Source organism: Streptomyces dysideae (genome assembly GCF_001514305.1).
In the GTDB taxonomy this organism is placed as follows: Bacteria; Actinomycetota; Actinomycetes; order Streptomycetales; family Streptomycetaceae; genus Streptomyces; species Streptomyces dysideae.
The window spans coordinates 143,281-165,017 of sequence record NZ_KQ949082.1 but is presented as its reverse complement, the minus strand read 5'-3'; the positions used below and the strand labels follow the sequence as shown (position 1 = coordinate 165,017).

At 71.0% G+C, this 21,737-nt stretch carries 22 protein-coding genes and 2 pseudogenes; 11 read left to right on the top strand and 13 right to left on the bottom strand.

What is annotated here, in order from left to right:
* Positions 1–23: 23 nt before the first annotated feature.
* On the top strand, positions 24–1,184 hold the full coding sequence (locus AQJ91_RS15720; protein WP_067021414.1) for a hypothetical protein: 1,161 nt from the start codon (positions 24–26) through the stop codon (positions 1,182–1,184).
* A 16-nt stretch (positions 1,185–1,200) separates the two neighbouring features.
* On the opposite strand, the gene AQJ91_RS15715 is transcribed toward AQJ91_RS15720, so the two are convergent.
* The 3 genes from AQJ91_RS15715 to AQJ91_RS15705 are packed head-to-tail and all read right to left on the bottom strand — an operon-like array spanning position 1,201 to position 4,333.
* Positions 1,201–2,031 (bottom strand): sugar phosphate isomerase/epimerase family protein, encoded by an 831-nt coding sequence (locus tag AQJ91_RS15715; RefSeq protein WP_234382303.1) that lies wholly within the window; start codon positions 2,029–2,031, stop codon positions 1,201–1,203.
* Positions 2,028–3,179 carry a dihydrodipicolinate synthase family protein gene (locus tag AQJ91_RS15710; protein WP_067021412.1) on the bottom strand — a complete coding sequence of 384 codons (1,152 nt, stop codon included), beginning with the start codon at positions 3,177–3,179 and terminating at the stop codon, positions 2,028–2,030. The genes AQJ91_RS15715 and AQJ91_RS15710 overlap by 4 nt, the downstream gene beginning before the upstream one ends.
* Positions 3,176–4,333 carry a Gfo/Idh/MocA family protein gene (locus AQJ91_RS15705; RefSeq protein ID WP_067021410.1) on the bottom strand — a complete coding sequence of 386 codons (1,158 nt, stop codon included), beginning with the start codon at positions 4,331–4,333 and terminating at the stop codon, positions 3,176–3,178. The genes AQJ91_RS15710 and AQJ91_RS15705 overlap by 4 nt, the downstream gene beginning before the upstream one ends.
* A 322-nt stretch (positions 4,334–4,655) precedes the next feature.
* Here AQJ91_RS15705 and AQJ91_RS15700 point away from each other — a divergent pair, with 322 nt between their 5' ends.
* Positions 4,656–5,702: a LacI family DNA-binding transcriptional regulator gene (locus AQJ91_RS15700; protein ID WP_067021408.1), complete on the top strand. Its 1,047-nt coding sequence runs from the start codon at positions 4,656–4,658 to the stop codon at positions 5,700–5,702.
* A gap of 319 nt (positions 5,703–6,021) precedes the next feature.
* On the opposite strand, the gene AQJ91_RS15695 is transcribed toward AQJ91_RS15700, so the two are convergent.
* Together AQJ91_RS15695 and AQJ91_RS15690 are read right to left on the bottom strand one after the other, a co-directional pair.
* Positions 6,022–6,315 (bottom strand): DUF1905 domain-containing protein, encoded by a 294-nt coding sequence (locus AQJ91_RS15695; RefSeq protein ID WP_067021406.1) that lies wholly within the window; start codon positions 6,313–6,315, stop codon positions 6,022–6,024.
* A 4-nt stretch (positions 6,316–6,319) separates the two neighbouring features.
* On the bottom strand, positions 6,320–7,096 hold the full coding sequence (locus AQJ91_RS15690; RefSeq protein WP_067021404.1) for a DinB family protein: 777 nt from the start codon (positions 7,094–7,096) through the stop codon (positions 6,320–6,322).
* Between the two features lie 23 nt (positions 7,097–7,119).
* Here AQJ91_RS15690 and AQJ91_RS53585 point away from each other — a divergent pair, with 23 nt between their 5' ends.
* Positions 7,120–7,257 (top strand): hypothetical protein, encoded by a 138-nt coding sequence (locus tag AQJ91_RS53585; RefSeq protein WP_159054567.1) that lies wholly within the window; start codon positions 7,120–7,122, stop codon positions 7,255–7,257.
* A gap of 38 nt (positions 7,258–7,295) precedes the next feature.
* Here AQJ91_RS53585 and AQJ91_RS15685 read toward each other — a convergent pair whose 3' ends face one another.
* Positions 7,296–7,889 (bottom strand): DinB family protein, encoded by a 594-nt coding sequence (locus AQJ91_RS15685; protein WP_067021636.1) that lies wholly within the window; start codon positions 7,887–7,889, stop codon positions 7,296–7,298.
* Between the two features lie 140 nt (positions 7,890–8,029).
* Between AQJ91_RS15685 and AQJ91_RS15680 the strand changes: the two genes are divergently transcribed.
* Positions 8,030–9,607 carry a DUF2336 domain-containing protein gene (locus AQJ91_RS15680; protein WP_234382293.1) on the top strand — a complete coding sequence of 526 codons (1,578 nt, stop codon included), beginning with the start codon at positions 8,030–8,032 and terminating at the stop codon, positions 9,605–9,607.
* Here AQJ91_RS15680 and AQJ91_RS15675 read toward each other — a convergent pair.
* A complete protein-coding gene (locus tag AQJ91_RS15675; RefSeq protein ID WP_079084940.1) occupies positions 9,582–9,923 on the bottom strand; it encodes an SRPBCC domain-containing protein in 342 nt (113 codons plus the stop codon). The genes AQJ91_RS15680 and AQJ91_RS15675 overlap by 26 nt on opposite strands.
* An 8-nt stretch (positions 9,924–9,931) precedes the next feature.
* Here AQJ91_RS15675 and AQJ91_RS55595 point away from each other — a divergent pair.
* A pseudogene (locus AQJ91_RS55595) lies at positions 9,932–10,069 on the top strand (MarR family transcriptional regulator); the annotation flags it as partial.
* A 16-nt stretch (positions 10,070–10,085) separates the two neighbouring features.
* Entirely contained in the window at positions 10,086–10,886 is an 801-nt protein-coding gene (locus AQJ91_RS15670; protein WP_067021402.1) for a sugar phosphate isomerase/epimerase family protein, read from the top strand.
* Here the strand turns inward: AQJ91_RS15670 and AQJ91_RS15665 are convergent.
* Positions 10,870–11,451 (bottom strand): RBBP9/YdeN family alpha/beta hydrolase, encoded by a 582-nt coding sequence (locus tag AQJ91_RS15665; RefSeq protein ID WP_067021400.1) that lies wholly within the window; start codon positions 11,449–11,451, stop codon positions 10,870–10,872. The two genes, AQJ91_RS15670 and AQJ91_RS15665, sit on opposite strands and share 17 nt — an antisense overlap.
* Before the next feature lie 51 nt (positions 11,452–11,502).
* Here AQJ91_RS15665 and AQJ91_RS15660 point away from each other — a divergent pair, with 51 nt between their 5' ends.
* The gene (locus AQJ91_RS15660; protein WP_067021398.1) at positions 11,503–12,447 is read left to right on the top strand and encodes a LysR family transcriptional regulator; all 945 of its coding nucleotides are present in this window, start codon (positions 11,503–11,505) and stop codon (positions 12,445–12,447) included.
* 2 nt (positions 12,448–12,449) lie between these two features.
* On the opposite strand, the gene AQJ91_RS15655 is transcribed toward AQJ91_RS15660, so the two are convergent.
* The gene (locus tag AQJ91_RS15655) at positions 12,450–12,848 is read right to left on the bottom strand and encodes an ATP-binding protein (protein ID WP_234382290.1); all 399 of its coding nucleotides are present in this window, start codon (positions 12,846–12,848) and stop codon (positions 12,450–12,452) included.
* 126 nt (positions 12,849–12,974) lie between these two features.
* On the opposite strand from AQJ91_RS15655, the gene AQJ91_RS15650 reads away from it, so the two are divergent.
* Together AQJ91_RS15650 and AQJ91_RS15645 are read left to right on the top strand one after the other, a co-directional pair.
* Positions 12,975–13,793, top strand: a complete 819-nt coding sequence (locus tag AQJ91_RS15650; protein ID WP_067021394.1) for a DUF5753 domain-containing protein — start codon at positions 12,975–12,977, stop codon at positions 13,791–13,793.
* The gene (locus AQJ91_RS15645; RefSeq protein ID WP_067021392.1) at positions 13,790–13,963 is read left to right on the top strand and encodes a DUF397 domain-containing protein; all 174 of its coding nucleotides are present in this window, start codon (positions 13,790–13,792) and stop codon (positions 13,961–13,963) included. Before AQJ91_RS15650 ends, AQJ91_RS15645 begins: the two co-directional genes overlap by 4 nt.
* A gap of 838 nt (positions 13,964–14,801) precedes the next feature.
* On the opposite strand, the pseudogene AQJ91_RS15640 reads toward AQJ91_RS15645, so the two are convergent.
* A pseudogene (locus tag AQJ91_RS15640) lies at positions 14,802–15,432 on the bottom strand (GNAT family N-acetyltransferase).
* 21 nt (positions 15,433–15,453) lie between these two features.
* Complete coding sequence (aroA, locus tag AQJ91_RS15635) at positions 15,454–16,683, bottom strand: 3-phosphoshikimate 1-carboxyvinyltransferase (protein WP_067021390.1); 1,230 nt, start codon at positions 16,681–16,683, stop codon at positions 15,454–15,456.
* Positions 16,684–17,112: 429 nt separating this feature from the next.
* Here aroA and AQJ91_RS15630 point away from each other — a divergent pair, with 429 nt between their 5' ends.
* Together AQJ91_RS15630 and AQJ91_RS15625 are read left to right on the top strand one after the other, a co-directional pair.
* On the top strand, positions 17,113–18,909 hold the full coding sequence (locus AQJ91_RS15630; protein ID WP_067021388.1) for a glycoside hydrolase family 3 protein: 1,797 nt from the start codon (positions 17,113–17,115) through the stop codon (positions 18,907–18,909).
* Between the two features lie 138 nt (positions 18,910–19,047).
* The gene (locus AQJ91_RS15625; protein WP_067021386.1) at positions 19,048–19,683 is read left to right on the top strand and encodes a hypothetical protein; all 636 of its coding nucleotides are present in this window, start codon (positions 19,048–19,050) and stop codon (positions 19,681–19,683) included.
* Positions 19,684–19,711: 28 nt separating this feature from the next.
* On the opposite strand, the gene AQJ91_RS15620 is transcribed toward AQJ91_RS15625, so the two are convergent.
* Together AQJ91_RS15620 and AQJ91_RS15615 are read right to left on the bottom strand one after the other, a co-directional pair.
* A complete protein-coding gene (locus AQJ91_RS15620) occupies positions 19,712–21,205 on the bottom strand; it encodes an alpha/beta hydrolase family protein (protein WP_067021384.1) in 1,494 nt (497 codons plus the stop codon).
* A 150-nt stretch (positions 21,206–21,355) separates the two neighbouring features.
* Positions 21,356–21,721, bottom strand: a complete 366-nt coding sequence (locus AQJ91_RS15615) for a hypothetical protein (protein WP_067021634.1) — start codon at positions 21,719–21,721, stop codon at positions 21,356–21,358.
* Positions 21,722–21,737 lie beyond the last annotated feature (16 nt).

Genomic DNA, 21,737 nt, shown 5'->3' with positions numbered 1-21,737 from the left:
CGGCCGGCCGAGGGGATGTGGGCGTGGGTTCTCCAGCAAGTCGCTCCGAGCGGTCCCGGGCCGTCCTGGACGCCCTCCTCCTGCCCCTCCTGCTGCCCGTCGCCGTCGCGGGCACGGGCGTCCTGGCCGGGCAGTGGCTGACCCTCGACGTCCGGGCCGGAGGCGGGTTCTACGGCTGGCTGACGTCGGCGCTGCTCGCCGTCGGGCTGTACGGCAGCGCCGCCGGCATCGCCCGGCCGCACGCCCGCGGCGACGTGTACCGCATCGTCGTCGCCATCACCTTCGGCGTGGTCGTCAAGGCCGCGTTCATCGCCGGAGCCCTGTACCTGGCCTACCGGGACCGGCCGGAGTACCTCGTCCTCGCCGTCGCCATGGCGCAGATCGATCCGCTGTCGGTGTCGGCGATGCTGGAGAGCCGGGACATGTCACGGCGCGCGAAGTCGCTGCTGGCCGCCTGGGCCTCCTTCGACGACCCGGTGACCACCGTCCTCGTCGTCGTCCTGGGCTCGATGGTCCTCAAGGGCACCGGCAGCGTCGCCTCGGGCACCGCCGACTACGCCCAGACCCTCCTCGGCAACCTGCTGCTCCTGACGGCAGCGGCGCTCGTCTGGCTCGTGATCCGCCGCCGCGCCCCCGCCGGCCCGCCGGTGAGCGGCACCCGCAGGGCGGTGCAGATCGCCGCTCTGGTGGCGCTGCTGGCCGTTGCCACCTGGCAGTTCCTGATGCTGGGGCTGGCCCTGGCGGCGCTGTTCTTCCGGCCCGCGCTCGGCCGGTGGCTGGGCCGGGCGACCAACACGGCCCTGTTCGTGGCGACCTTCCTGCTGGGCATGCTGCTGGCCCGGGGCGCCGAGTTCGCCGTCGGTGCCGTGCTGGGTCTGGCCACGTTCACGGCGCAGATCCTCGTCGGTGCCGTGGTGTCGCTCGGCTACTCGCGCCCCGACCGGGCGTCCCTGTGCCTGAGCCAGCAGAACGGCATCACGGCGATCATCCTCGCACTGCTCCTGGAACCCCGGCTGTCCCAGGCCGTCGCGATCGTAGCCCCCGCGATCCTCGTGGTGAACGTCCTGCACCTGGCGTCCAACGGCCTGCTCGGCCGCGCCCGCCGGAACGCCGCGGCTGCCGACCGGAAAACGGCGCGGGCCCCGGACACCGGTGACTCATCACCCGTGCCCGAGGCCTACTGACCTTGTGCCCGACGTCTCAGCCTGCGTGCTCGACGAACCGCGCCGCCGTCTCCGCCAGCACCTCCCGCCCGTCCCGCGCCCACAGCACGTCGTTGAACAGCTCGACCTCGATGGCACCGGTGTACCCGGCGGCCTCGACGTAGCCCTTCCACTCCCGCATGTCGATCGCCCCGTCACCGATCTGCCCACGGCCGGTGAGCACGCCCTCCGGCAACGGGGTCGTCCAGTCGGCGAGCTGGAAGGTGTGGATACGGCCGCCCGCGCCCGCCCGGGCGATCTGCGCCGGAGCCGTGTCGTCCCACCAGATGTGGTACGTGTCCACGGTCACGCCCACCTGCCGGGCCGGAAAGCGTTCCGCGAGGTCCAGCGCCTGGGCGAGGGTGGAGACCACGCAGCGGTCGGAGGCGAACATCGGGTGCAGCGGCTCGATGGCCAGCTTCACGCCGTGCTGCTCCGCGTACGGGCCCAACTCGCCCAGCGCGTCGGCGATCCGCTCCCGCGCGCCGTACAGGTCCTTGGAGCCGGCCGGCAGCCCGCCGGAGACCAGGACCAGCACCTCGGTGCCGAGCGTCGCGGCCTCGTCGACGGCCCGCCGGTTGTCGTCCAGCGCCTGGGCACGCTCCGTCGGGTCGATCGCGGTGAAGAAGCCGCCCCGGCACAACGTCGTCACCGTCAGCCCCGCGTCACGGACCAGCTTGGCCGTCGCCTCCAGGCCGTACGACTGGACCGGCTCCCGCCACAGACCGACGTTGGTGATACCCAACTCACCACAGGCGTCGGCCAGTTCGGGCATCGACAGCTGCTTGACCGTCATCTGGTTGATGGAGAAGCGTTCGAGGCCGGTCACTGGGTCACTCCGTACAGGCTCAGCAGGTTCTTCATCCGCTCCTCCGCCAGCTTCGGGTCCGGGAACAGGCCCAGTCCGTCGGCGAGTTCGTAGGCGCGTACGAAGTGCGGCAGGGAACGGGCCGACTGCAGGCCGCCGACCATCGTGAAGTGCGACTGGTGACCGGCCAGCCAGGCCAGGAAGACCACGCCCGTCTTGTAGAAGCGGGTCGGGGTCTGGAAGAGGTGGCGGGACAACTCGACGGTGGGGTCGAGGAGTTCGCGGAACCCGGCCGTGTTCCCGGTGTCCAGCACCCGTACCGCCTCGGCCGCCAGGGGCCCCAGCGGGTCGAAGATGCCCAGCAGCGCGTGGCTGAAGCCCTTCTCGTCGCCCGCGATCAGCTCCGGGTAGTTGAAGTCGTCCCCGGTGTAGCAGCGAACGCCGTCGGGCAGCCGGCGGCGCAGGTCGACCTCCCGCTGGGCGTCCAGCAGCGACACCTTGATGCCGTCCACCTTGTCCGGGTGGGCGGCGATGACCTCCAGGAAGGTGTCGGTGGCCGCGTCGAGGTCGCTCGACCCCCAGTAGCCCTCCAGCGCCGGGTCGAACATCGGACCCAGCCAGTGCAGGACGACGGGCTCGGCGGCCTGGCGGAGGAGATGGCCGTAGACCTCGAGGTAGTCCTCGGGGCTCTTGGCGGCGGCCGCGAGCGCCCGGGACGCCATCAGGATGGACTGCGCGCCCGCTTCCTCGACGACGGCGAGCTGCTCCTCGTAGGCCGCGCGGACCTCTTCCAAAGTCCCCGCGGCGATCTGGTCGGTGCCGACACCGCACGCGATACGCCCACCGACGGCCTTGGCCTCGGCAGCGGACCGCCGGATCAGCTCCGCCGCGCCCGCCCAGTCCAGGCCCATACCGCGCTGAGCGGTGTCCATCGCCTCGGCGACACCGAGCCCGTGGGACCACAGGTGACGGCGGAAGGCGAGGGTGGCGTCCCAGTCGACGGCGGCCGACGAGTCGGGGCTGGTGTCGGCGAACGGGTCGGCGACGACATGCGCCGCCGAGAAGACCGTCCGGGAGGTGAAGGGCGAGCCGGTGGTGAGGGCGAGGGGCTCCTGACGGGGCTCGTACGCCCTCAACCCGCCCTTGAAGTCGGGAAGTTGAATGGTCACAGCGCGATCTCCGGTACGTCGAGACGACGGCCCTCCGCCGAGGACTTCAGGCCCAGCTCGGCGAGCTGGACGCCACGGGCGCCGGCGAGGAGGTCCCAGTGGTAGGGAGCATCGGCGTAGACGTGCCGGAGGAACAGCTCCCACTGGGCCTTGAAGCCGTTGTCGAACTCGGCGTTGTCCGGCACCTCCTGCCACTGGTCGCGGAAGACCTCGGTGGCGGGGATGTCCGGGTTCCAGACGGGCTTGGGCGTGGCGGAGCGGTGCTGCGCACGGCAGTTGCGGAGCCCGGCGACGGCCGAGCCCTCCGTCCCGTCGACCTGGAACTCGACGAGCTCGTCGCGGTTGACGCGGACGGCCCAGCTGGAGTTGATCTGGGCGATCGCGCCGCCCTCCAGCTCGAAGATGCCGTAGGCGGAGTCGTCGGCGGTGGCGTCGTAGGGCTTGTCGTTCTCGTCCCAGCGCTGCGGGATGTGGGTGGCGGTGAGGGCCTGGACGGACTTCACACGGCCGAACAGCTCGTGCAGGACGTACTCCCAGTGCGGGAACATGTCGACGACGATGCCACCGCCGTCCTCGGCGCGGTAGTTCCAGGACGGGCGCTGAGCGGTCTGCCAGTCCCCCTCGAACACCCAGTAGCCGAACTCGCCGCGGATGGAGAGGATGCGGCCGAAGAAGCCGCCGTCGATGAGCCGCTTCAGCTTGAGCAGGCCCGGCAGGAACAGCTTGTCCTGGACGACGCCGTGCTTGATGCCGGCCTCGTTGGCGAGCCGGGCGAGCTCCAGGGCGCCGTCCAGACCCGTGGCGGTCGGCTTCTCGGTGTAGATGTGCTTGCCGGCGGCGATCGCCTTCTTGATCGCCTCCTCACGGGCCGAGGTCACCTGGGCGTCGAAGTAGATGTCGACGGTCGGGTCGGCGAGGACAGCGTCGACATCGGTCGAGATGTTCTCGGCGTCCAGGCCGTGCTGCTCGGCGAGCGCCCTGAGCGCGTGCTCACGGCGGCCGACCAGGATCGGCTCCGGCCACAGCACGGTGCCGTCGCCGAGGTCGAGACCGCCCTGCTCACGGAGGGCCAGGATGGAGCGGACCAGGTGCTGGCGATAGCCCATGCGCCCGGTCACACCGTTCATGGCGATACGCACCGTCTTGCGTGTCACGTCATTCCCTTCGTAGGCGTCGTACGCGGCGTTCGTGCGCGATCCGTACGCGGTTGTGCGCGCCGCGTACGCCTAGGCCCGGTCGGGCCTGCCGATGAGCGTCACAGCAAGCGCTTTCTATCTGATGAGAAGCTAGCCTCTGACCAGCGGTCGGGACAAGACCGTGACGGGGTCGAGTTGTTCGAGGGGGCGAACAACAGGGGGCTGGGGCCGTAGGGTCTGGTCGGAACCGTGACTGTGAGACGTCTGTGCAGGCCACGGATGCCTGTGAATACCCGTACACGACGAGGTACGACACGATGCGCGACCGGAGGACGACGAGATGACGGTGACCCTGGCGGACGTGGCGGCCCGCGCGCAGGTCTCCCCCGCGACGGTGTCGCGCGTACTGAACGGGAACTACCCCGTGGCCGCGTCCACCCGGGAACGGGTGCTGCGGGCGGTCGACGAGCTGGACTACGTACTCAACGGCCCCGCGAGCGCGCTGGCCGCGGCGACGTCCGACCTGGTCGGCATCCTGGTCAACGACATCGCCGACCCCTTCTTCGGGATCATGGCGAGCGCGATCCAGGCGGAGATCGGGGGTCCCGGCGGGCGCGCGGGCGGTGAGCGCCTCGCGGTCGTCTGCAACACCGGCGGCTCCCCGGAGCGCGAGCTGACGTACCTGACCCTGCTCCAGCGGCAGCGCGCGGCGGCGGTCGTACTCACCGGCGGCGCGGTGGAGGACGCCCCGCACGCGGCGGCGGTCGCGGCGAAGCTGCGGAAGCTGCACGACGCCGGGACGAGGGTGGTGCTGTGCGGGCGCCCGCCGGCCCCGGACACCGGCGCGATCGCGCTGACCTTCGACAACCGCGGGGGCGGGCACGAACTGACGGAGCACCTCATCGGCCTCGGGCATCGACGGCTGGGGTACATCGCGGGTCCGGAGGAGCGCACGACGACCCGGCACCGGCTGGAAGGCCACCGTGCCGCGCTCGCCGACCACGGCATCGAGGAGGACCCGCGCTGGACGGTCCACGGCCGCTATGACCGGCAGGCCGGCTACGAGGCGACACTGGAACTCCTGCGCCGCGACCCGACGTTGACGGCCGTGGTCGCCGCGAACGACTCCGTCGCCCTGGGTGCGTGCGCGGCACTCCGTGACTCCGGCCTGCGCATCCCGGACGACGTCTCCGTGGCCGGCTTCGACGACCTGCCGTTCAGCGTCGACGCGGTGCCTTCGCTCACGACGGTGAGGCTGCCGTTGGCGGAGGCGGGGGCGCGGGCCGGGCGGATCGCCATGGGGCGGGAGGAGCCGCCGCCAGGGGAGATCGCGACGATTCGGGGGGAGTTGATGGTGCGGGGGTCTTCCGGGGGGCCTCGGGGCTGAGAGCCTGTGTCACATCCCCGGCCGGATCAGCGCACGTCGTCTGGTGCGTGCGATCGCAAGGCGCCGGAGCCGCCCTCGATGGGGGTCCCCCCGCGCGAGGTTGTTCGAGCGTGGGGGAGGAGCCACGCGGGCGTTTCGGCAACGCGGCGAGCGTGCGTGCCAGGCGGCGGGCGCCCGGCCGGGGATGTGACACAGGCTCTGAGGGGGCTCGGGCCGAGGGGGCTCGGACTGGCGGCCCGCGGCAAGCGGTCGCCCGCGCGCCCGGTGTGAAGCTGACGAGCTCAAGCACCCAGCGACGCTGACGGTTACGGGACAGCCCTCAGCGCTGGAGGTGGACGGTCATCTCCACGGTCACGTCGTCGCCCGCCGAGAGGCCCTGCGGCCTGCGCACGGCGTCCTTGAGCGGCAGCAGGTAGCCGCCGTCCTTGGGAAAGAGCGACGTCCTGAAGGCGACCTCGCCGATCCGGGCCTCGACCGGGATCACGCCCCAGCCGTATGTGGCCATCGCGGCCACCTCTCGGATGTCGGCGGACTCCTCGTCGGGCACGGGGACGAAGTAGTACGGCGACGGTCCGCGCCATTCGATCACCCGGCCGGTGAAGGCGAGTTCCATGCCGTCAGTTCCGTTCCTCGAGGACGGCCAGGTCGCGCTCGGCGTACATGCGGTGCCACCACTCCTCGTTGAGGACGACCAGCAGGCACTCGCGGACGGGAGAGGTCTCGCCCTCGTCCGGCCAGCCGGGACCCACGAGCGGCTCGGTCCGGCTGTCGAGCCGGTCGTCGGTCAGGCCGTCGACGACCCGCCGCATCAGCGTCATCGCCGCCAGCCGCAGTGCGAGCGCCTCGTCGAGCGACGGGCGCGCGTCACGGTCGTGCGGCACTCCAGGCCGGGGCGCCATCTGGTCCCACGGCAGGGACAGCGGGTGCCATGGGCTCGGATCGCCCAGGATGCAGCGGCCGACCCAGGACTCGGTCGCGAACGCGAGGTGGCGCAGGGTCTGGACGAACGACCACTCGCCGTCGACCGACGCGTGCAGCGTCTCCGGGGGCAGCCGGCGTGCCCGTGCGACGGTCGCCTCCCACAGCCGCTCGTTGAGGTTCCAGGCCTCCCGGAACCCCTCGGGGGTGGTCGGCCGGAACCTGGGGCGGTCGGGGTGCCGGCGGTCCAGCTCGGCCTCCACCAGCGGCGCGACGTCGACCCCGTTGATGACGAGGTTCTGGATCTCGCCGTCGATGGTGGTGTCGACCATTTCGACGCCGCGCATCACGACCTGGTTGAGCTCACAGGCCCGGAACGTCGCCCCGCTGAGGCTCACCGTGGTGAACCGCGCCCCCGTCATGTCCGCGCGTTCATGCTCCTTGCCGCGCAGGTCGGTGAAGTCACTGTCGCTCATGGCGGTCAGGCTAGGGCGGACCGATGAGTTCTCGCTTCCGATCGGTCTCCCTGGTATACGGCTCCTCCAGAACGGACGTGATGACCGTGCCGACCAGTGCCGCCTACGCCAAGGTCAACCGCCTGGAGATGTACTACGAGGTCTTCATCGCCGTCCTCTGACGGCCCGCCGGAACCCGGCCGGCCGATCTGGTCCGAAGTCAAGCGTCCCGGTCGGCTTCCCGGGCTGTGCGCTCAAGCCGGCTTCGATGGTTCTCCCACCACGCCGAGTCGCCCGGCGGCATGCTGTCGTTGCCCTTGTTCATCCCCACCGCGCCGTCCATCAGTTCCCGGATGATGTCGGCGTGCCCGGCGTGCCGGTGCGTATCGGCGATCACGCGCACCACGGCATGGTGCAACGTCAACTCGTCCCTGCCGCCGGGCCACCACGGCACTCTGCCGACCGTGTCCAGTGGCAGCGCGTCGATCGTCGCGTCCGCGTGCGCCCACGCCCGGCGGTAGAGCTCCACGATGTGCTCGCGTGGCTCGTCGGCGGTGGCCCACATGTCCGCGTTGGGCTCAGCGCCGTCTTCGAGCCAGGGCAGCGGCTCGCCGGACGGGCGTCCGAAGGTGTCGCCGAGGTAGCCCAGTTCCACGCCGGCCACGTGTTTCACCAGGCCCAGGAGGTTGGTGCCGGTCTGCGTCAGCGGGCGGCGGACGTCGTACTCCGAGAGCCCTTCGAGCTTCCACAGCAGGGCATCGCGGGCGGACTGCAGGTAAAAGTGAAGGTCGGCCTTGGCATCCGTTGCGGTCATGGGGACCAGTCTGCCGCCGGCGCGATCTTCGTCCACCTCCTTTCCTGACGTTCCTCAGCCGTCCGACTTGCCGGTTTCGCCAACCCGTCGACGTCGAAATCCACGAGCCACTCGGTCGCGGTCCAGGCAGGATGCCCTCCGTGAACCATGTCCTGTGCGGGCTCGCCGCCAATACGGCCCTGCCGTCCGAGCTGGTCGACCAGCTGATCGCGGTCGCGGACGACGACATCGCCGCGGACCTCGCCGACCGCGCGGACCTCAGCCATGCGCAGGTGGTCGCGTTGGTCTCGCGCGTCGAAGAGAGCGCAGGACGGCTTGCGTACGCGGGCCGGCTGACCGCCGCCGACATCGATCCCGTGGCGCAGCCGCACGCCGCCCTCGCCCTGCTCCATGAGCGGGCCGGGAGTCCGGAGTGGGCGCGCCTCCTCGCGGCGGATCCGGCTTCCGAGCGCCGGGAAAAGCTGGCTGCCTGCTCCGGTCTCCCGCCCGATGTGGTGGAGACACTCGCTGCGGACTCGGACGTACGAGTCGTCGCGGAGCTCGCGTTGTGGACCACGCCGGAAGTGGCCGCCAGGCTCGCGGGACATCCGCATGCCGAGGTCCGCCGCGCGGTGGCCGTCAACGAGGCGACGCCCCCGGCCGTACTGGCGGCGATGGCAACCGGCGCAGGGCTGCCTCCCGCGCAGTGGTGTCTGGTCTGCGACCGCGAGGAGACGCCGTTCATGCATGATCCGCGATGCCGCCGGCTCGACTGCGATCTGCTGCCGGGCGCCTCCTGCGACGGCTCCCACGAGTCCACCGTGCACGACATACGGCGGGCGGCACTGCGGAACCCGGCCACACCCGCCGAGGCCGTCGTCGGCTTCGCCGACCATCCTTCGATGCTGCTGCGCTGGGCACTTGCTGCCCGCCCGGACCTGCCCCCGGAGGTGTGCGAACGGCTCGCCGTGGATGCCGCTCCCGGTGTTCGAGCCGACCTCGCCGAGAATCCCACGATCGACGACGCCGTGATCCGCGTGCTGGCCGGCGACCGTGACCACGAAGTGCGGCGCGGGCTCGCACACAACCCACGCGTGCCGCTCGACGTGCTCACCTACCTGGCCGACAACACCAAGATCGGCGCCACCCTGCTGCCGCGGATCGCCGCCGCCTCTCCCGTCGAGGTCGAGGAGCTGGCCCAGTCACCGGACCCGGCGGTGCGGATGCTCCTGGCCCAAAGGCGCGATCTGCCGGCCGGGATTCGCGACGCGCTGGCCATCGACCCCGACGCGAAAGTGGTCAAGTCCGTCGCCGCGCATCCGGGCCTCTCCGAAGCGCAGTTGCGCGCCATGGTCGACAGACACGGCGTTCAGGTCGTCGCCAAGGTGGCGTCCAACCCGGACGCGACTCCGGCGCTGCTGGAGGACCTGACCCGGCGCGAACCATCGGTACGGAAGGCGCTCCGCGAGGTCGCCCGGCATCGCCGTGCGACAGCCCCGGCACTGCTCGCCTGCCTGGCAGACAATCGGGCAAGGCCGATAGCCGCCGGCCATCCCTCCCTCCCGCCGCAGGTCGTCGCAGAGCTGCTCACCGACACCGACGGGCAGGTGGTCGAAGCGGCGGCCGCCAACCCGTCGCTGCCGTTTGCCGTGATGTCGGAGCTGGTGCGCCGGTCCGCGCAGGACAGTCGGCCACACCAGCCCGGCCTCCCGGTCAGGGCGTCTCGTCCTCATCCGTGAGGTGCTCGGGCAGACCGGTGTTGGGGATGTCGAATTTCTGTGCGTACCGGTCGTTGAGTTCGGACCAGCCGAAGTCGACTGCCGCGGCGCCGCGGATCGGCGGGATCGACCGCCCTTCGAGCAGTTTCTCGGCCACGTCGAGGCACAGGTGCCAGCCGGCCGCGACCTTCGGGATCCACTCGCGGTCCTTGACGGTGTGCCGGAGTGTCAGCCGGGTGCCGGCGCCGGTGGCCGCCAGCTCCCAGCGCAGCAGGTCGGTGCCGAGGGTGTACTCCAGGAGCGTCGGCGGTTCGGCGCGTACGACCGTGGCTGCCATGTCCTGCCAACGGCGTCCTCGCCTCAACCCGGCGCATCCACCAGCGCCACGGCTTCGTCCTGGCCGCCGAGAAACCGCACCGCTCCTTCGGGAAGGACCTCGTGGGACAGCACTGGCGCCTGGACCTGCACGGCACGCCGGAGTGACAGTAGGGTCCGGTATATGAAGCTGGCGTTCTCCACCCTCGGCGTCCCCGGTCTGCCCCTCCCGGACGTGCTGCGACTCGCGACCACACACGGCTACCACGGCGTCGAGCTGCGCGCTCACGCCGAGGAGCCGGTGCACCCCGGCCTCGACGCCGGCCAACGGGCCGAAGCGGCGGCCGAGTTCAAGGCATCCGGCATCGAGCTGCTGGGCCTCGCCGGGTACGCGCGCGTGGCCGCGCCCGGCGCCGACGAACCGGTGATCGAGGAGATCCGCACCCTCCTCGACCTGGCCCGCGACCTGGGCGCCGGCTACGTCCGGGTCTTCCCCGGCGCGGCCGACGGCCAGCCCCGCGAGGAGGCCGACGCGACGGCGGCCCGGCGGCTCGGTACGGCGGCGGAGTACGCGGCCGATCTCGGCGTACGCATCCTCCTCGAGACCCACGACTCGCACCGCACGGGAGCCGACGCGATCCGCGTCCTCGGCCTGGTCGGCCACCGCAACGTCGGCTCGCTCTGGGACGTCATGCACACCTGGCTGGGCGGCGAGCAGCCCTCGGAGACCTACGCGGCCCTCTCCCCGTACCTCGGCTACGTCCAGGTCAAGGACATCGCCTCCACCGAGGACACGACCCCGCTGCCGCTGGGCGCCGGGGTGCTGCCGCTCGCGGAGTGCGTGGAGGTGCTGTCCCGGCACGGCTGGGACGGCTGGCTGTGCTGGGAGTACGAGAAGCGGTGGTACGAGGGTGCCGCGCCGCTTCCCGAACTGCTGAGCGCGGGGCGCGAGCACCTGGGCCGACTGCTCAACGATTCGGCTTGAACTTCGCGCCGGCGTCCAGGCACCACTCCAGCACCGCGGGCCACGGCCCGTACCCGGCGTCCAGGTCGAGGTGGCCGGCGCCGGCCAGGAGGTCGGTGGGGATGCCGAGTGGATCGCCGTAGCCGACAGCGGCGCCCTCCGGGCAGTACGGGTCGTCGTCCCCGGCGACCAGGCGGGTCGGCCCGGGCATGGTGAGGGAGCCGAGCGGCGGCGGGGCGAAGGCGGCGACCTCGGAATGCCGTACGAGCACGGAGCCGGACGGCGGGCCGACGAGCAGCACCCGGTCGACGTCCCCGAGCCCCGGCAGCCCCCGCGCCACGGCGTGCAGCCACAGCACGACGGACAGACTGTGCGCGACGACGACCCGCCGGCCACTCCCGTCGAGGGCCTTGAGGTGACGGGCCAACTCCCCGAGCCAGACGTCGATTTCCGGGTCGTCGGGGTCGGGCAGCTGCGGGTAGGCGACGTCGTGGCCGAGTTCGGTGAGACGGTCGGCGAGCCAGTGCTGCCAGTGCTCGGCGGGGCGGTGGTTCTGCCAGCCGTGGAGGATGAGGTAGGCGGTCATGGGATCGATCGTTTCCGATCACCGCTCGGCAGGTCCAGTTAATCTTTTACGGTGGAACAGGTAAGTCAGTCCTTCACAGTGGACCTGCGCCGTCTGACCGTCCTGCGCGAGCTGCGGCGCCGGGGCAGTCTGGCGAGGACCGCCGAGGCCCTGCATCTGACGCCGTCGGCGGTCTCGCAGCAGATCGCCGCGCTGGCGAGGGAGGCGGGCGTCCCTCTGACGGAGCGCGACGGCCGGGGCGTACGCCTGACCGGTCAGGCCCGCGTCCTGCTCGCCCACGCCGATCTGATCGCCGCCCAACTCGAGCGGGCGCGGGCCGACTTGGCGGCGTACGGGGAGGGCGGCGGGCGCGGGTCGGTGACGATCGGGTGCTTCTCCAGCGGGATCCTGGGCCTGCTGCCGGGGGCGTTGCGGGCACTGGGCGAGTGCCTGCCGCAGGTGAAGGTGGACGTCGTGGAGGCGGAACCGCCGGACCTGTTCACGGCGCTCGACGGGGGTCAGATCGACGTGGCGGTGGCGGTGGACTTCGCGGCGACACCGGCGTACACGGACCGTCGTTACAGCCGGACCGACCTCTTCACCGACGTCCTGGACATCGCGGTCCCGCCCGGTCACCGCCTCGCCGGTCGCGGCCGTATCGGGCTGCGGGAGCTGGCCGAGGAGGCCTGGATCGTGGGCGACGCGCGGAGCTGTTGCGGTGCGGTGGCGCGGTCGGTGTGCGCGGCGGCCGGGTTCACGCCGGAGATCCGGCACGCCGTCAACGACTGGGGTGCGCTGACGGCGCTGGTGGAGGCGGGGCAGGGGGTGGCGTTGGTTCCCCGGCTGGTGCGGCCGCTGTACGCGCATCGCCGGCTGGCCCTGCTGACGACGGACGGGGAGGCACCGTCGCGGAACGTCTTCGCGGCCGTGCGGGCGGGGGCGGAGGCGGATCCGGTGTTGGGGGCGGTGCGGGAGCAACTGGTCGTGAGTGCGGGTGAGTTGACGGGTCCTGACTGACGTCAGCTGAGGACGCGGGCCCACACGCCCTTGCCGAACTCCCGGTATCCGACCCCCCAGTCCTCGGAGAGGGCCTCGACGAGGAGAAGTCCTCGGCCCGATGTGGCGTCGGGGTCGTAGGGCCTCGTGGCCGGGTGGTGCGGCGAGCCGTCGGACACCTCGATCTCGATCACCTTCTCACCGTTGCAGGTGAGGGCGACGTCGAAGGTGCGGCCGGGGCGGCGGGCGTGCCGGACGGCGTTCGTGGCGAGCTCGGAGATGACCAGGGTGATCGTCTCGACGGCGTCTTCGGGAACGTCCCAGGAGGCGAGAACGATCCGTGCGCCGTGGCGGGCCTCGGCGACGTTTTCCTCGTCCGGCATGAACTGGCGGCGCCAGGAGCGGTTACTTTCTGTGTTCACGCTACGACTGTCGGCCCCTGTCGCTACTTTCGGTAGTGATCGGGCGTCGACGGACGGGTACGGCAACTGGGGTTGCGGGCGCGTTGATTGACGTTGAGCCGTGTTGAGGTTGAGGGGGTTGCCGTAATGGGCCAGTCGAAGAAGAAGTCGTCATCGCCCGCCGCGCAGTACTTCGCCGAGGTGCTGCACATCCTGCGCACGGTGAGGGAGCTCTCGCAGAACGACCTGGGTGAGTTGATGGCGTACTCCGGCGCGGCGGTGAGCGCGGTGGAGACCGGAGCCAAGCCTGCGACGGACGAGTTCATCGATGCGGCAGAGAAGGCTCTGAGCGCTTGGGGACTCATTGCGGCGGCGAAGAAGTACCTACGGCTGGAGCGGTATCCGGAGTACTTCCAGGGCTTCGTGCAACTGGAGCAGGAGGCGCTGAGCGTGTCCTCGTACGGCACCCAGCTCATCCATGGCCTACTTCAGACGGAGGCCTATGCACGTGCGCTGTTCAGGTGCGATTTCCCGCCCCTGGACGAGGCTGAGATCGAGGAACTGACACAGGCCCGGCTGGAACGCAAGGCGCTCTTCGACCGCAAGCCGGTCTGCGTCATCAACGTGATCCTCGAAGAAGAGGCGTTGAGGCGGCAGATCGGCGGCACGGACGTCATGCGCAGCCAGTACAAGCACCTGCTCGACTGTTCCGAGCGCCCCAACGTCATCCTTCAGGTCATGCCGTCGAAGGTTGGCGCCCACGCGGGGCTGCGCGGCCCTATGACAGTGATCGAGACCCCCGAACAGACCTCCCTGGTGTACACGGAAGCCCTCGGAAAGAGCCTGCTGGTATCCAACCCTGTCGAGGTCGGTGTCCTCTCCCGCCGTTATGCGATGATCAGTCGACAGGCCCTCCGGCAGGAGGAATCCGTTGCCCTGATCGAGCAGTTGGCAGGTGAGCTATGACCGAACTGGCGTGGTTCAAGAGCAGCTACAGCGACTCGGGGGGCGGCGAGTGCGTCGAGGTCGCCACCACCTCCGCCATCCACATACGCGACTCCAAGACGCCCGACACCCGACACGTCACCGTCTCCCCCACCACTTGGGCCAACTTCCTCACGCACGTCACGAAGTGACCGTCGGGGCCGCCCGCTTCTTGGTCAGTGTCGTGCTTCCACGACCCGCGTCAAGGGCGCTCCGCTGAGCGTCGCCTTCGGCGATGGCCCTGCGGCCCACCCTGGACCTGGGCCGCGACAGCACGGGTGAGAAGCAAGCGAGCGGCCCGGAAAGGCGGGTGGCCGAGGCACGTTGGCGGCAGCTGTCGGTGGCGGGGTGGGCCGGGTTGGCGGTACGCGGTCGCGTCTCGCCAGCACGCCGGGCGGGCCCAGCGACTTGCGACCGGCGGGTAGAAGCAGGCCCACACCGAGTAATTGGAGGATTTGTCTCACGGCCGGGCCCCCCGACCAGGGCTTAAGCCTCGCGATTATGAGACGGAACCTCCAATTACTCCTCCCCGCCCCAACGCGCCCGCACAGCGGACTGGGAGCGTTTGGGTGACACCCTGCCCCGGTAAGGCCTGGTGGCGGCCACCCGGGCCGGCCCAAACGCTCCAACTTCAGCCCGAGCCACAGAATCCGCCCGCCCATCCGGCCGAAAGCCGCCAAGCCCGCCCGGCGTGCTGGGGAGCCGCTGATGCGCCCCCTCCGCTGGGCACCGCACAGCCAACCGATGGGCCCTCCGACCCTGGCCACCCGCCTTTCCGGGCCGCTCGCTCGCTTCTCGACCGTGCTGGAGCGAGCCGAGTCAAGGGTCGGCCGCAGGCCGATCGGCGCAGCCGACGCGGAACGCAGCGCAGCGGAGTGGAGTGCCCTTTACTCGGCTCGTGGAAGCACGACACTGGCCAAGAAGCGGGCGGCCCCAACGGTGCCGATGAACGCCGTTGAGGCAACCGACCCCACCTTCGGCGTGCCTTCGTCAGCTCCCCCGCGGCAGAAACCCCGCCACCCGCTCCTCCAACCGCCCCCGGCACTCCGCCCACTCCCCCGCCGTGATCGAGAAGATCGCGGAGTCCCGCAACCGCCCTGCCTCCCCCGGTGCCCAGGAGCGGGACCAGTTCCTCAGTACGCCCTCGAAGCGGGCGCCCACGCTCTCGATCGCGGCGCGGGAACGCTTGTTGCGGGCGTCCGTCTTCAAGTCGACCCGGGACACGCTCCACTCCTCGAAGGCATGCCGGAACAGCAGCAGCTTGGCCTCCGCGTTCACACCCGTACCCTGCGCCGAACTGGCCAGCCAGGTGAATCCGACCTCGATGGCGTCGAGTTGGCCTTCCGCCAGCCACGAACGCGGCTCCCAGTAGGACGTCGCGCCGACCACCCTCCCCGTCGCGAGTGACACCTGCGCGTACGGCGCCAGATGCCCCGCCGCCCTTGCGAGCTGCGCGTCGACGTACTCGCCGACCTCGTCGGCCCTGGGCACCCAGGTGAACTCGTACGTCCCCCGGTCCTCCCTCCGCCGCCACCGCCAGTTCGGCGGCGTGCCGGTGTTCCAGCGGCTCCAGGCGCACCAGCGCGCCCTCCAGCACCGGTCCCTCCAGTTTGAAGGTCATCCCCTCATCCCCCGTCGCCCCTCACAACCGCGCGCGCAGCGCGCCGAACTCCTCGTGGAAACCCGGGAAAGTCTTCCGCACACACCCGGGATCGTCGAACGAAACACCTGGCGTCCGAAGCCCGGTGACCGCGAAGGACATCACGATGCGGTGATCGCCGAACGTCTTGACCTCCGCCCCCACGGGAGCACCTGGCCCGATCTCGATCCAGTCCGGCCCGGTCTCCACCGACACCCCCAGCCGCCGCAGGTTCTCCGCGCAGGCGTCCAGGCGGTCGCACTCCTTCACCCGCGTGTTCGCCACGTCCTCGATCCGCACCGGCCCGGACGCGAACGGCGCGATCGCCGCCAGCGTCGGCATGGTGTCCGAGATGTCCCGCATGTTGACCGTCACACCGTGCAGTTCACCCGTGCCCCGCACAGTCGTGCCCTCCACACCCACCGACACCTCGGCCCCCATCCGCCGCAGTACGTCGACGAATCCCAGGTCGCCCTGCAACGCGCCCTCGCCGAGACCGGGGACGGTCACCTCGCCGCCGGTCACGGCCGCGGCTGCGAAGAAGTAGCTGGCGGTCGACGCGTCCGGCTCCACCGCGTACGTCGTGGCACGGTATCCGCCCGGCGGGACCACGAAGACATCGCCGTCCCGGGTCACCTCCACCCCGAACGCCCGCATCATCGCGATCGTGATCTCGACGTACGGCACCGACACCAGGTCGGTGACGCGGATCCGCAGGCCCGTGCGGGTCAGCGGGCCCAGGAGCAGCAGCGCCGTCAGGTACTGCGACGACTGGCCGGCGTCCAGGACCACCTCGCCGCCCTCGACGCCCGACGCCCGTACCGTCAGCGGATGGTGGCCGTCCGTCTCCTCGTGCCGCAGGTCCACGCCCAGGTCGCGCAGGGCGCGGGTCAGGGGAAGAAGGGGGCGGCGGCGCATCTGAGGCGACGCGTCGAAGCGGAACGTGCCGTGCCCGGCCGCGGCCAGCGTCGGCAGGAAGCGGGCCGTCGTCGCGCCGTCGCGGCAGTAGACGTCGGCCTCCGCGACCGCCGGACCCTGCGGGCGGCCGTCGATCTGCCAGGTGTCCGGCGTCCGCCCGACCCGGTAACCGAGCCGAACCAGCCCCTCGGCGAAGCCCTCCGTGTCGTCCGAGCGGAGGGGGCGTACGAGAGTGGTGACGCCGTCGGCCGCCGCCGCCAGGAAGAGGGCGCGGGCGGTGATGGACTTGGAACCGGGGATGGCGACTACGGGCATGCCCCCGATGATCGCCCGGGGGGCGGCTCCGGCGCCCGGACGTCCACGGGATGGAACACGGTGCGACGACGCCCTTGGCCCACGATCGGCGGCCCCATCCGTCCCGTTGAACTCCGGGCTACCAACTTCGCGGAATCCGGCCATCCCCGGGAACCCCGGCACACCCCCGTCCGTCCAACCCGCAAGCTGCCGGAGAGTCACCGCGGTGCGGTGTCGGCCTCGCTGCTGGCTGCGATCGCTGACCACCCTCTCCGCCGTACCGCGGCCGGCAGCACGCCGCCATCGGCGCGCCCCCCTCCAACAGCGCCGATGGCGGCCCCTCCTCCGGTTACGGTGCTCTCCCTCACCCCCTTGACTGGCAGAAACTTCCCGGTTATTGGTGACTCCTCGGAAGTTTCCTTCAGTGGATCACCTCCGGAAGGAGCGCACGTGCCCTCCAGACGTACCGTCCTGGCCGCCACGGCAGGCGTCACCGCGGCCCTGGCGACCGGCACCACCGCACATGCCGGCAGTCCCGACGACAAGAAGCTGCGCGCCCTCATCTCCCGTATGTCCCTGGAGGAGAAGGTCGGCCAGCTGTTCGTCATGCGGGTCTACGGCCACTCCGCCACCGCCCCCGACCAGGCCGACATCGACGCCAACCTCAAGGAGATCGGCGTCCGTACGGCCGCCGAGCTGATCGCCAGGTACCGGGTCGGCGGCATCATCTACTTCACCTGGGCGCACAACACCCGGGATCCGCACCAGATCGCCGACCTGTCGAACGGTATCCAGAAGGCGTCCCTCCAGCAGCCGCGCGGGCTGCCCGTGCTCATCTCCACCGACCAGGAGCACGGCATCGTCGCGCGGGTCGGCAGGCCCGCCACCCTCTTCCCGGGCGCCATGGCCATCGGCGCGGGCGGATCCCGTACCGATGCCCGCACGCTCGGCCGGATCGCGGGCCGGGAGCTGCGCGTGATGGGGGTGCGGCAGGACTACACGCCCGTCGCCGACGTGAACGTCAACCCGGCCAACCCCGTCATCGGCGTCCGTTCGTTCGGTGCCGATCCGGCGGCCGTGGCCTCCCTCGTCGCCGCCGAGGTCGCCGGGTACCAGCGGGCGCAGCAGGTCGCCGCCACCGCCAAGCACTTCCCCGGGCACGGCGACACCGCCGTCGACAGCCACTACGGCTTCCCGGTCATCACCCACAGCCGCGCCGAGTGGGAGAAGCTCGACGCGCCCCCGTTCCGCGCCGCGATCGCCGCCGGCATCGACTCGATCATGACCGCGCACATCATGGTCCCGGCCCTCGACGACTCCGGCGACCCGGCCACCCTCTCCCGCCCGATCCTCACCGGCATCCTGCGCGAGGAACTCGGCTACGACGGGGTCGTGGTCACCGACTCCCTGGGGATGGAGGGGGTGCGGACGAAGTACGGCGACGACCGGGTCCCCGTGCTCGCGCTCAGGGCCGGGGCCGACCAGCTCCTCAACCCGCCGTCCCTCGACATCGCGTGGAACGCCGTCCTGAAGGCCGTACGGGACGGAGAGCTGACGGAATCCCGGCTCGACGCGTCGATCCTGCGCGTCCTGCGGCTGAAGGCGAAGCTTCGCCTCTTCGACGAGCCGTACGTCAGCCAGGCCGGCGTCACCCGTACCGTCGGCGTCCCCGAGCATCTGGCGGCGGCCGACCGCGTCGCCGAGCGGACGACGACCCTGGTCGTGAACGAGGGGGCCCTTCTGCCGTTGTCCCGGCGGACGTACCCCAGGGTGCTCGTCGTGGGCGCCGATCCGGCCTCTCCGTCCGGCACGACCGGACCGCCGACCGGGGTGCTCGCCGCCGCCCTCACCGAGCTGGGCTTCACGGCCACCGCCCTGTCGACGGGTACGGCACCGTCCGCCACCACCATCGCCAACGCCGTCGCGGCGGCGCAGGACGCGGACGCCGTGGTGGTCGGGACGTACAACGTCACGGCGAGCAGCTCGCAGCGGACGCTGGTCGCGCAGCTCCTCGGGACCGGGAAGCCGGTGGTGGCGATCGCCGTCCGGAACCCGTACGACGTGGCCCAACTGCCCGACGTCCGCGCTTACTTGGCGTCGTACTCCTGGACCGACGTCGAACTGCGGGCGGCCGCGCGGGTGATCGCGGGGCGGGTGGCACCGCGCGGAAAGCTGCCGGTGCCGGTGCAGCGGGCGGACGATCCGGCGCGGGTGCTGTATCCGATCGGACACGGACTGTCGTACTAGGCGGCCGGCCTTCCAGGTCGTAGTCCGCGTACGTCACACACCCGGCGTACGCCCCCCAATGGGCCCAAAGCACCCCGCGCGTCTGGCGTGCGCCCGCTGCGGCGGGCCACGCTGGACGGGGGAACCGGGGGGAGCGCGATGCGTGAGAGAAGTGCCGTGGGGGTGGCCTGCGCGTTGCTGATGCTGCTCACCGCGCTGCTGACGGGGTGTCAGAGCGAATCGGGGGGCGGGGAGGAGGACACCCGGCTGAGGGAGGGGGGCACTCCGTCGCCGACGCTGCCCTCCGGCTACGGCGCGGTGTTCCTCGGCGTCGACGAGTGCAGTTCCTTCGGGACGACCAGCTTCACCGAGGTGTCCTGCACGAGCGAGCGCGCGGCGGCGCGGGTCGTGGCACGCCATGACGGCACGGTGGGTGACGGGCCGCTGTGCCCGGGGACCACGGACTTCGTGCTGCACATCAGCGAACAGAGCCCGGCGTCCGACGAGGACGGCGACGGGGCGGTGCCGCAGGGCTACGCCTGTATGCGCAACCTCGAGCCGCCGCATCCCGGCGACCCCGGCGGCGGAGGCGGTCCCCGCACCATCGTCGGGGACTGTGTCTACGGCTCCGGCGACGGCCAGGTCCGCGAGACGGCGTGCGACGGCGAGGGCGAGAAGATGCCGCAGTACAGGGTGACGAAGGCCGTCGACAAGCGCGCGCAGTGCCCGCTGTCGACGGCCCTCTACGTCCAGCTCGGCGGCGAGAAGCCGGTGGGCTGCGCCCGGCCGGTGTAACCGATGACCGGGCGCAGCGGTAGGGGAGTTACGGCCTGAGCGTGCGCTCGCGCTCCACGTCCCGGGCGTCCAGCTTCGCGTCGAACCTGGCCAGCGGCTTCGCCGCCGACGGGTTCGACTGGACGGTGGCGGAGGCGACGCCCGCCCACTCCAGGATGCGGGCCGTGGCGAGGGCCTGGTCGTCCTCGGCCAGGCCGGCGACGCGGGCGCCGTGGTTGGCGCCGGGGGCGGTGAGGACGTACGAGTCCTTCGCGCCCTTGCCGAGGCGGAACGGCTCGGCGCCCCACGGGTCGTTCTGGCCGTAGACGAAGAGCATGTGGCGGGCGTTGTGCCTCACCCAGGTGTCGACGTCCCGCATCGCCCACGGCTGGAACCTGGTGGGGATCTCACGCGGGACGAAGGTCCGCGGCGGCTGGTAGCCGTAGCGGACCAGGCCCGGCTCGATGTGCGGGAAGTGGATCGTCGGCGCGCCGAGCTGGGTGGCCGCCTGGTAGTAGTACGGGGTGTACGGCTCCAGGCCCTGGTCGGTGTAGAAGGAGAACCCGGAGATCGCGTCGATCGAGTTCCAGATCTGGTCGTCGGTGGCGTTCTTCGCGTCCGGCGGGATCACGGCGTCGTCGGTGCAGTTCTCGAGCTGGTTGTACTGCCAGAAGCCCCACACGTAGTCGAGGACGACCGCCTCGAAGGCCTTGTCCAGGCTGCCGACGGTGGTGAAGGTGAAGCCCTCCGCCTCCGCGAACTCCGCGTACCTCTTCTCCAGCGGCTCACGGCGCACCAGCGCCTCGCGCTGCACGGCGTTCAGGCGGTCGCGGCACCCCTTGGTGCCGACCTTCGCGAAGAAGCGGTCGTACGCCGAGTCCTCCTGGTTGACGACGTCGTTGGGGGCGACGTAGGCGACGACGCCGTCCATGTCGCGCGGGTAGAAACGCTCGTAGTAGGTGGCGGTCATGCCGCCCTTCGACCCGCCGGTGGAAAGCCACTTCTCCGCATAGACCGGCTTGAGTGCCTTGAAGAGACGGTGCTGGTCGCCGGCCGCCTGCCAGATGTCCAGCTTGGTCCAGTCGGCCGGGTCGGGGCGGGACGGGGTGAAGTAGCGGTACTCCAGGGAGACCTGGTTGCCGTCCACGATCTGGGTGGGCTCGCGGCGGCTGGGGGTCGTGGAGACGTGGTAGCCGCTGGTGTAGAAGACCGTCGGGCGGCTGACGTCCTTGTGCAGCACGGTGATCCGCTGCGGGAAGGTGCCCTTGGCCGGGTTCCGGTGGTCGACGGGCTGGGTGTAGCTGAGGACGAAGAAGCGGTAGCCGGTGTAGGGCTTCTCCTCGATCAGGCTCATGCCCGGTATGGAGAGGAGCCGTTCCTTGATGTCGGTGGTGGCGGTGGCGGTGGTGGTGGCGGTGGTGGCGGTGGCGGTGGTGGCGGTGGCGGTAGATGCCTCCGGCTCGGCGGCGGTGGCCGCCCCTGCCGTACTCAGCGTGCCCATGAACACGGCCAGCGCCAGCAGCCATCTGAGCGTTTTGCGCATGCACCCTCCCCTGTGAGACAGACGTGCGCCCGGAAGCTATCGGAGCAACTCGCAGTCACACCAGGGAAGACGGGGTAGATGGGGAAAACCCTCTACGTTGGCCGGAGTTCACCCCCGAAACCGAGGGTCGGAAGGCTCAGGACCGAAGGATCAGAACCGGATCCAGCCCGTGCTGACCGCCCCCGAGCCGACCCGGCCCTTCACCTTCACGCTCCGGTGCCCGGCGTGCACCCGGACCGGTCCCATCCGGTGGGTGTCCTTCCCGTCGACGGTGGCCGGACGCTGGCCGCGCGCCTGCACACTGACCGACATCCAGCGCTCGCGGCCGGGGTTCTTGGCGAGAGTGACGGCGCAGATCCAGCCGCGCTGCTGCTTGTAGACGTGCACGGCGCCGGTGGAGAAGGACAGGCTCCTTACCTTGCGCCCCGAGCAGTTGGAGGGGGCGGCATGGGCGTCCCCGGGCGCGGCGAGCGCGAGCAGCCCGGACGCGGTCAACACGGCCAGGCCGAGCGCCAGTCGTCGGTGTATCGCA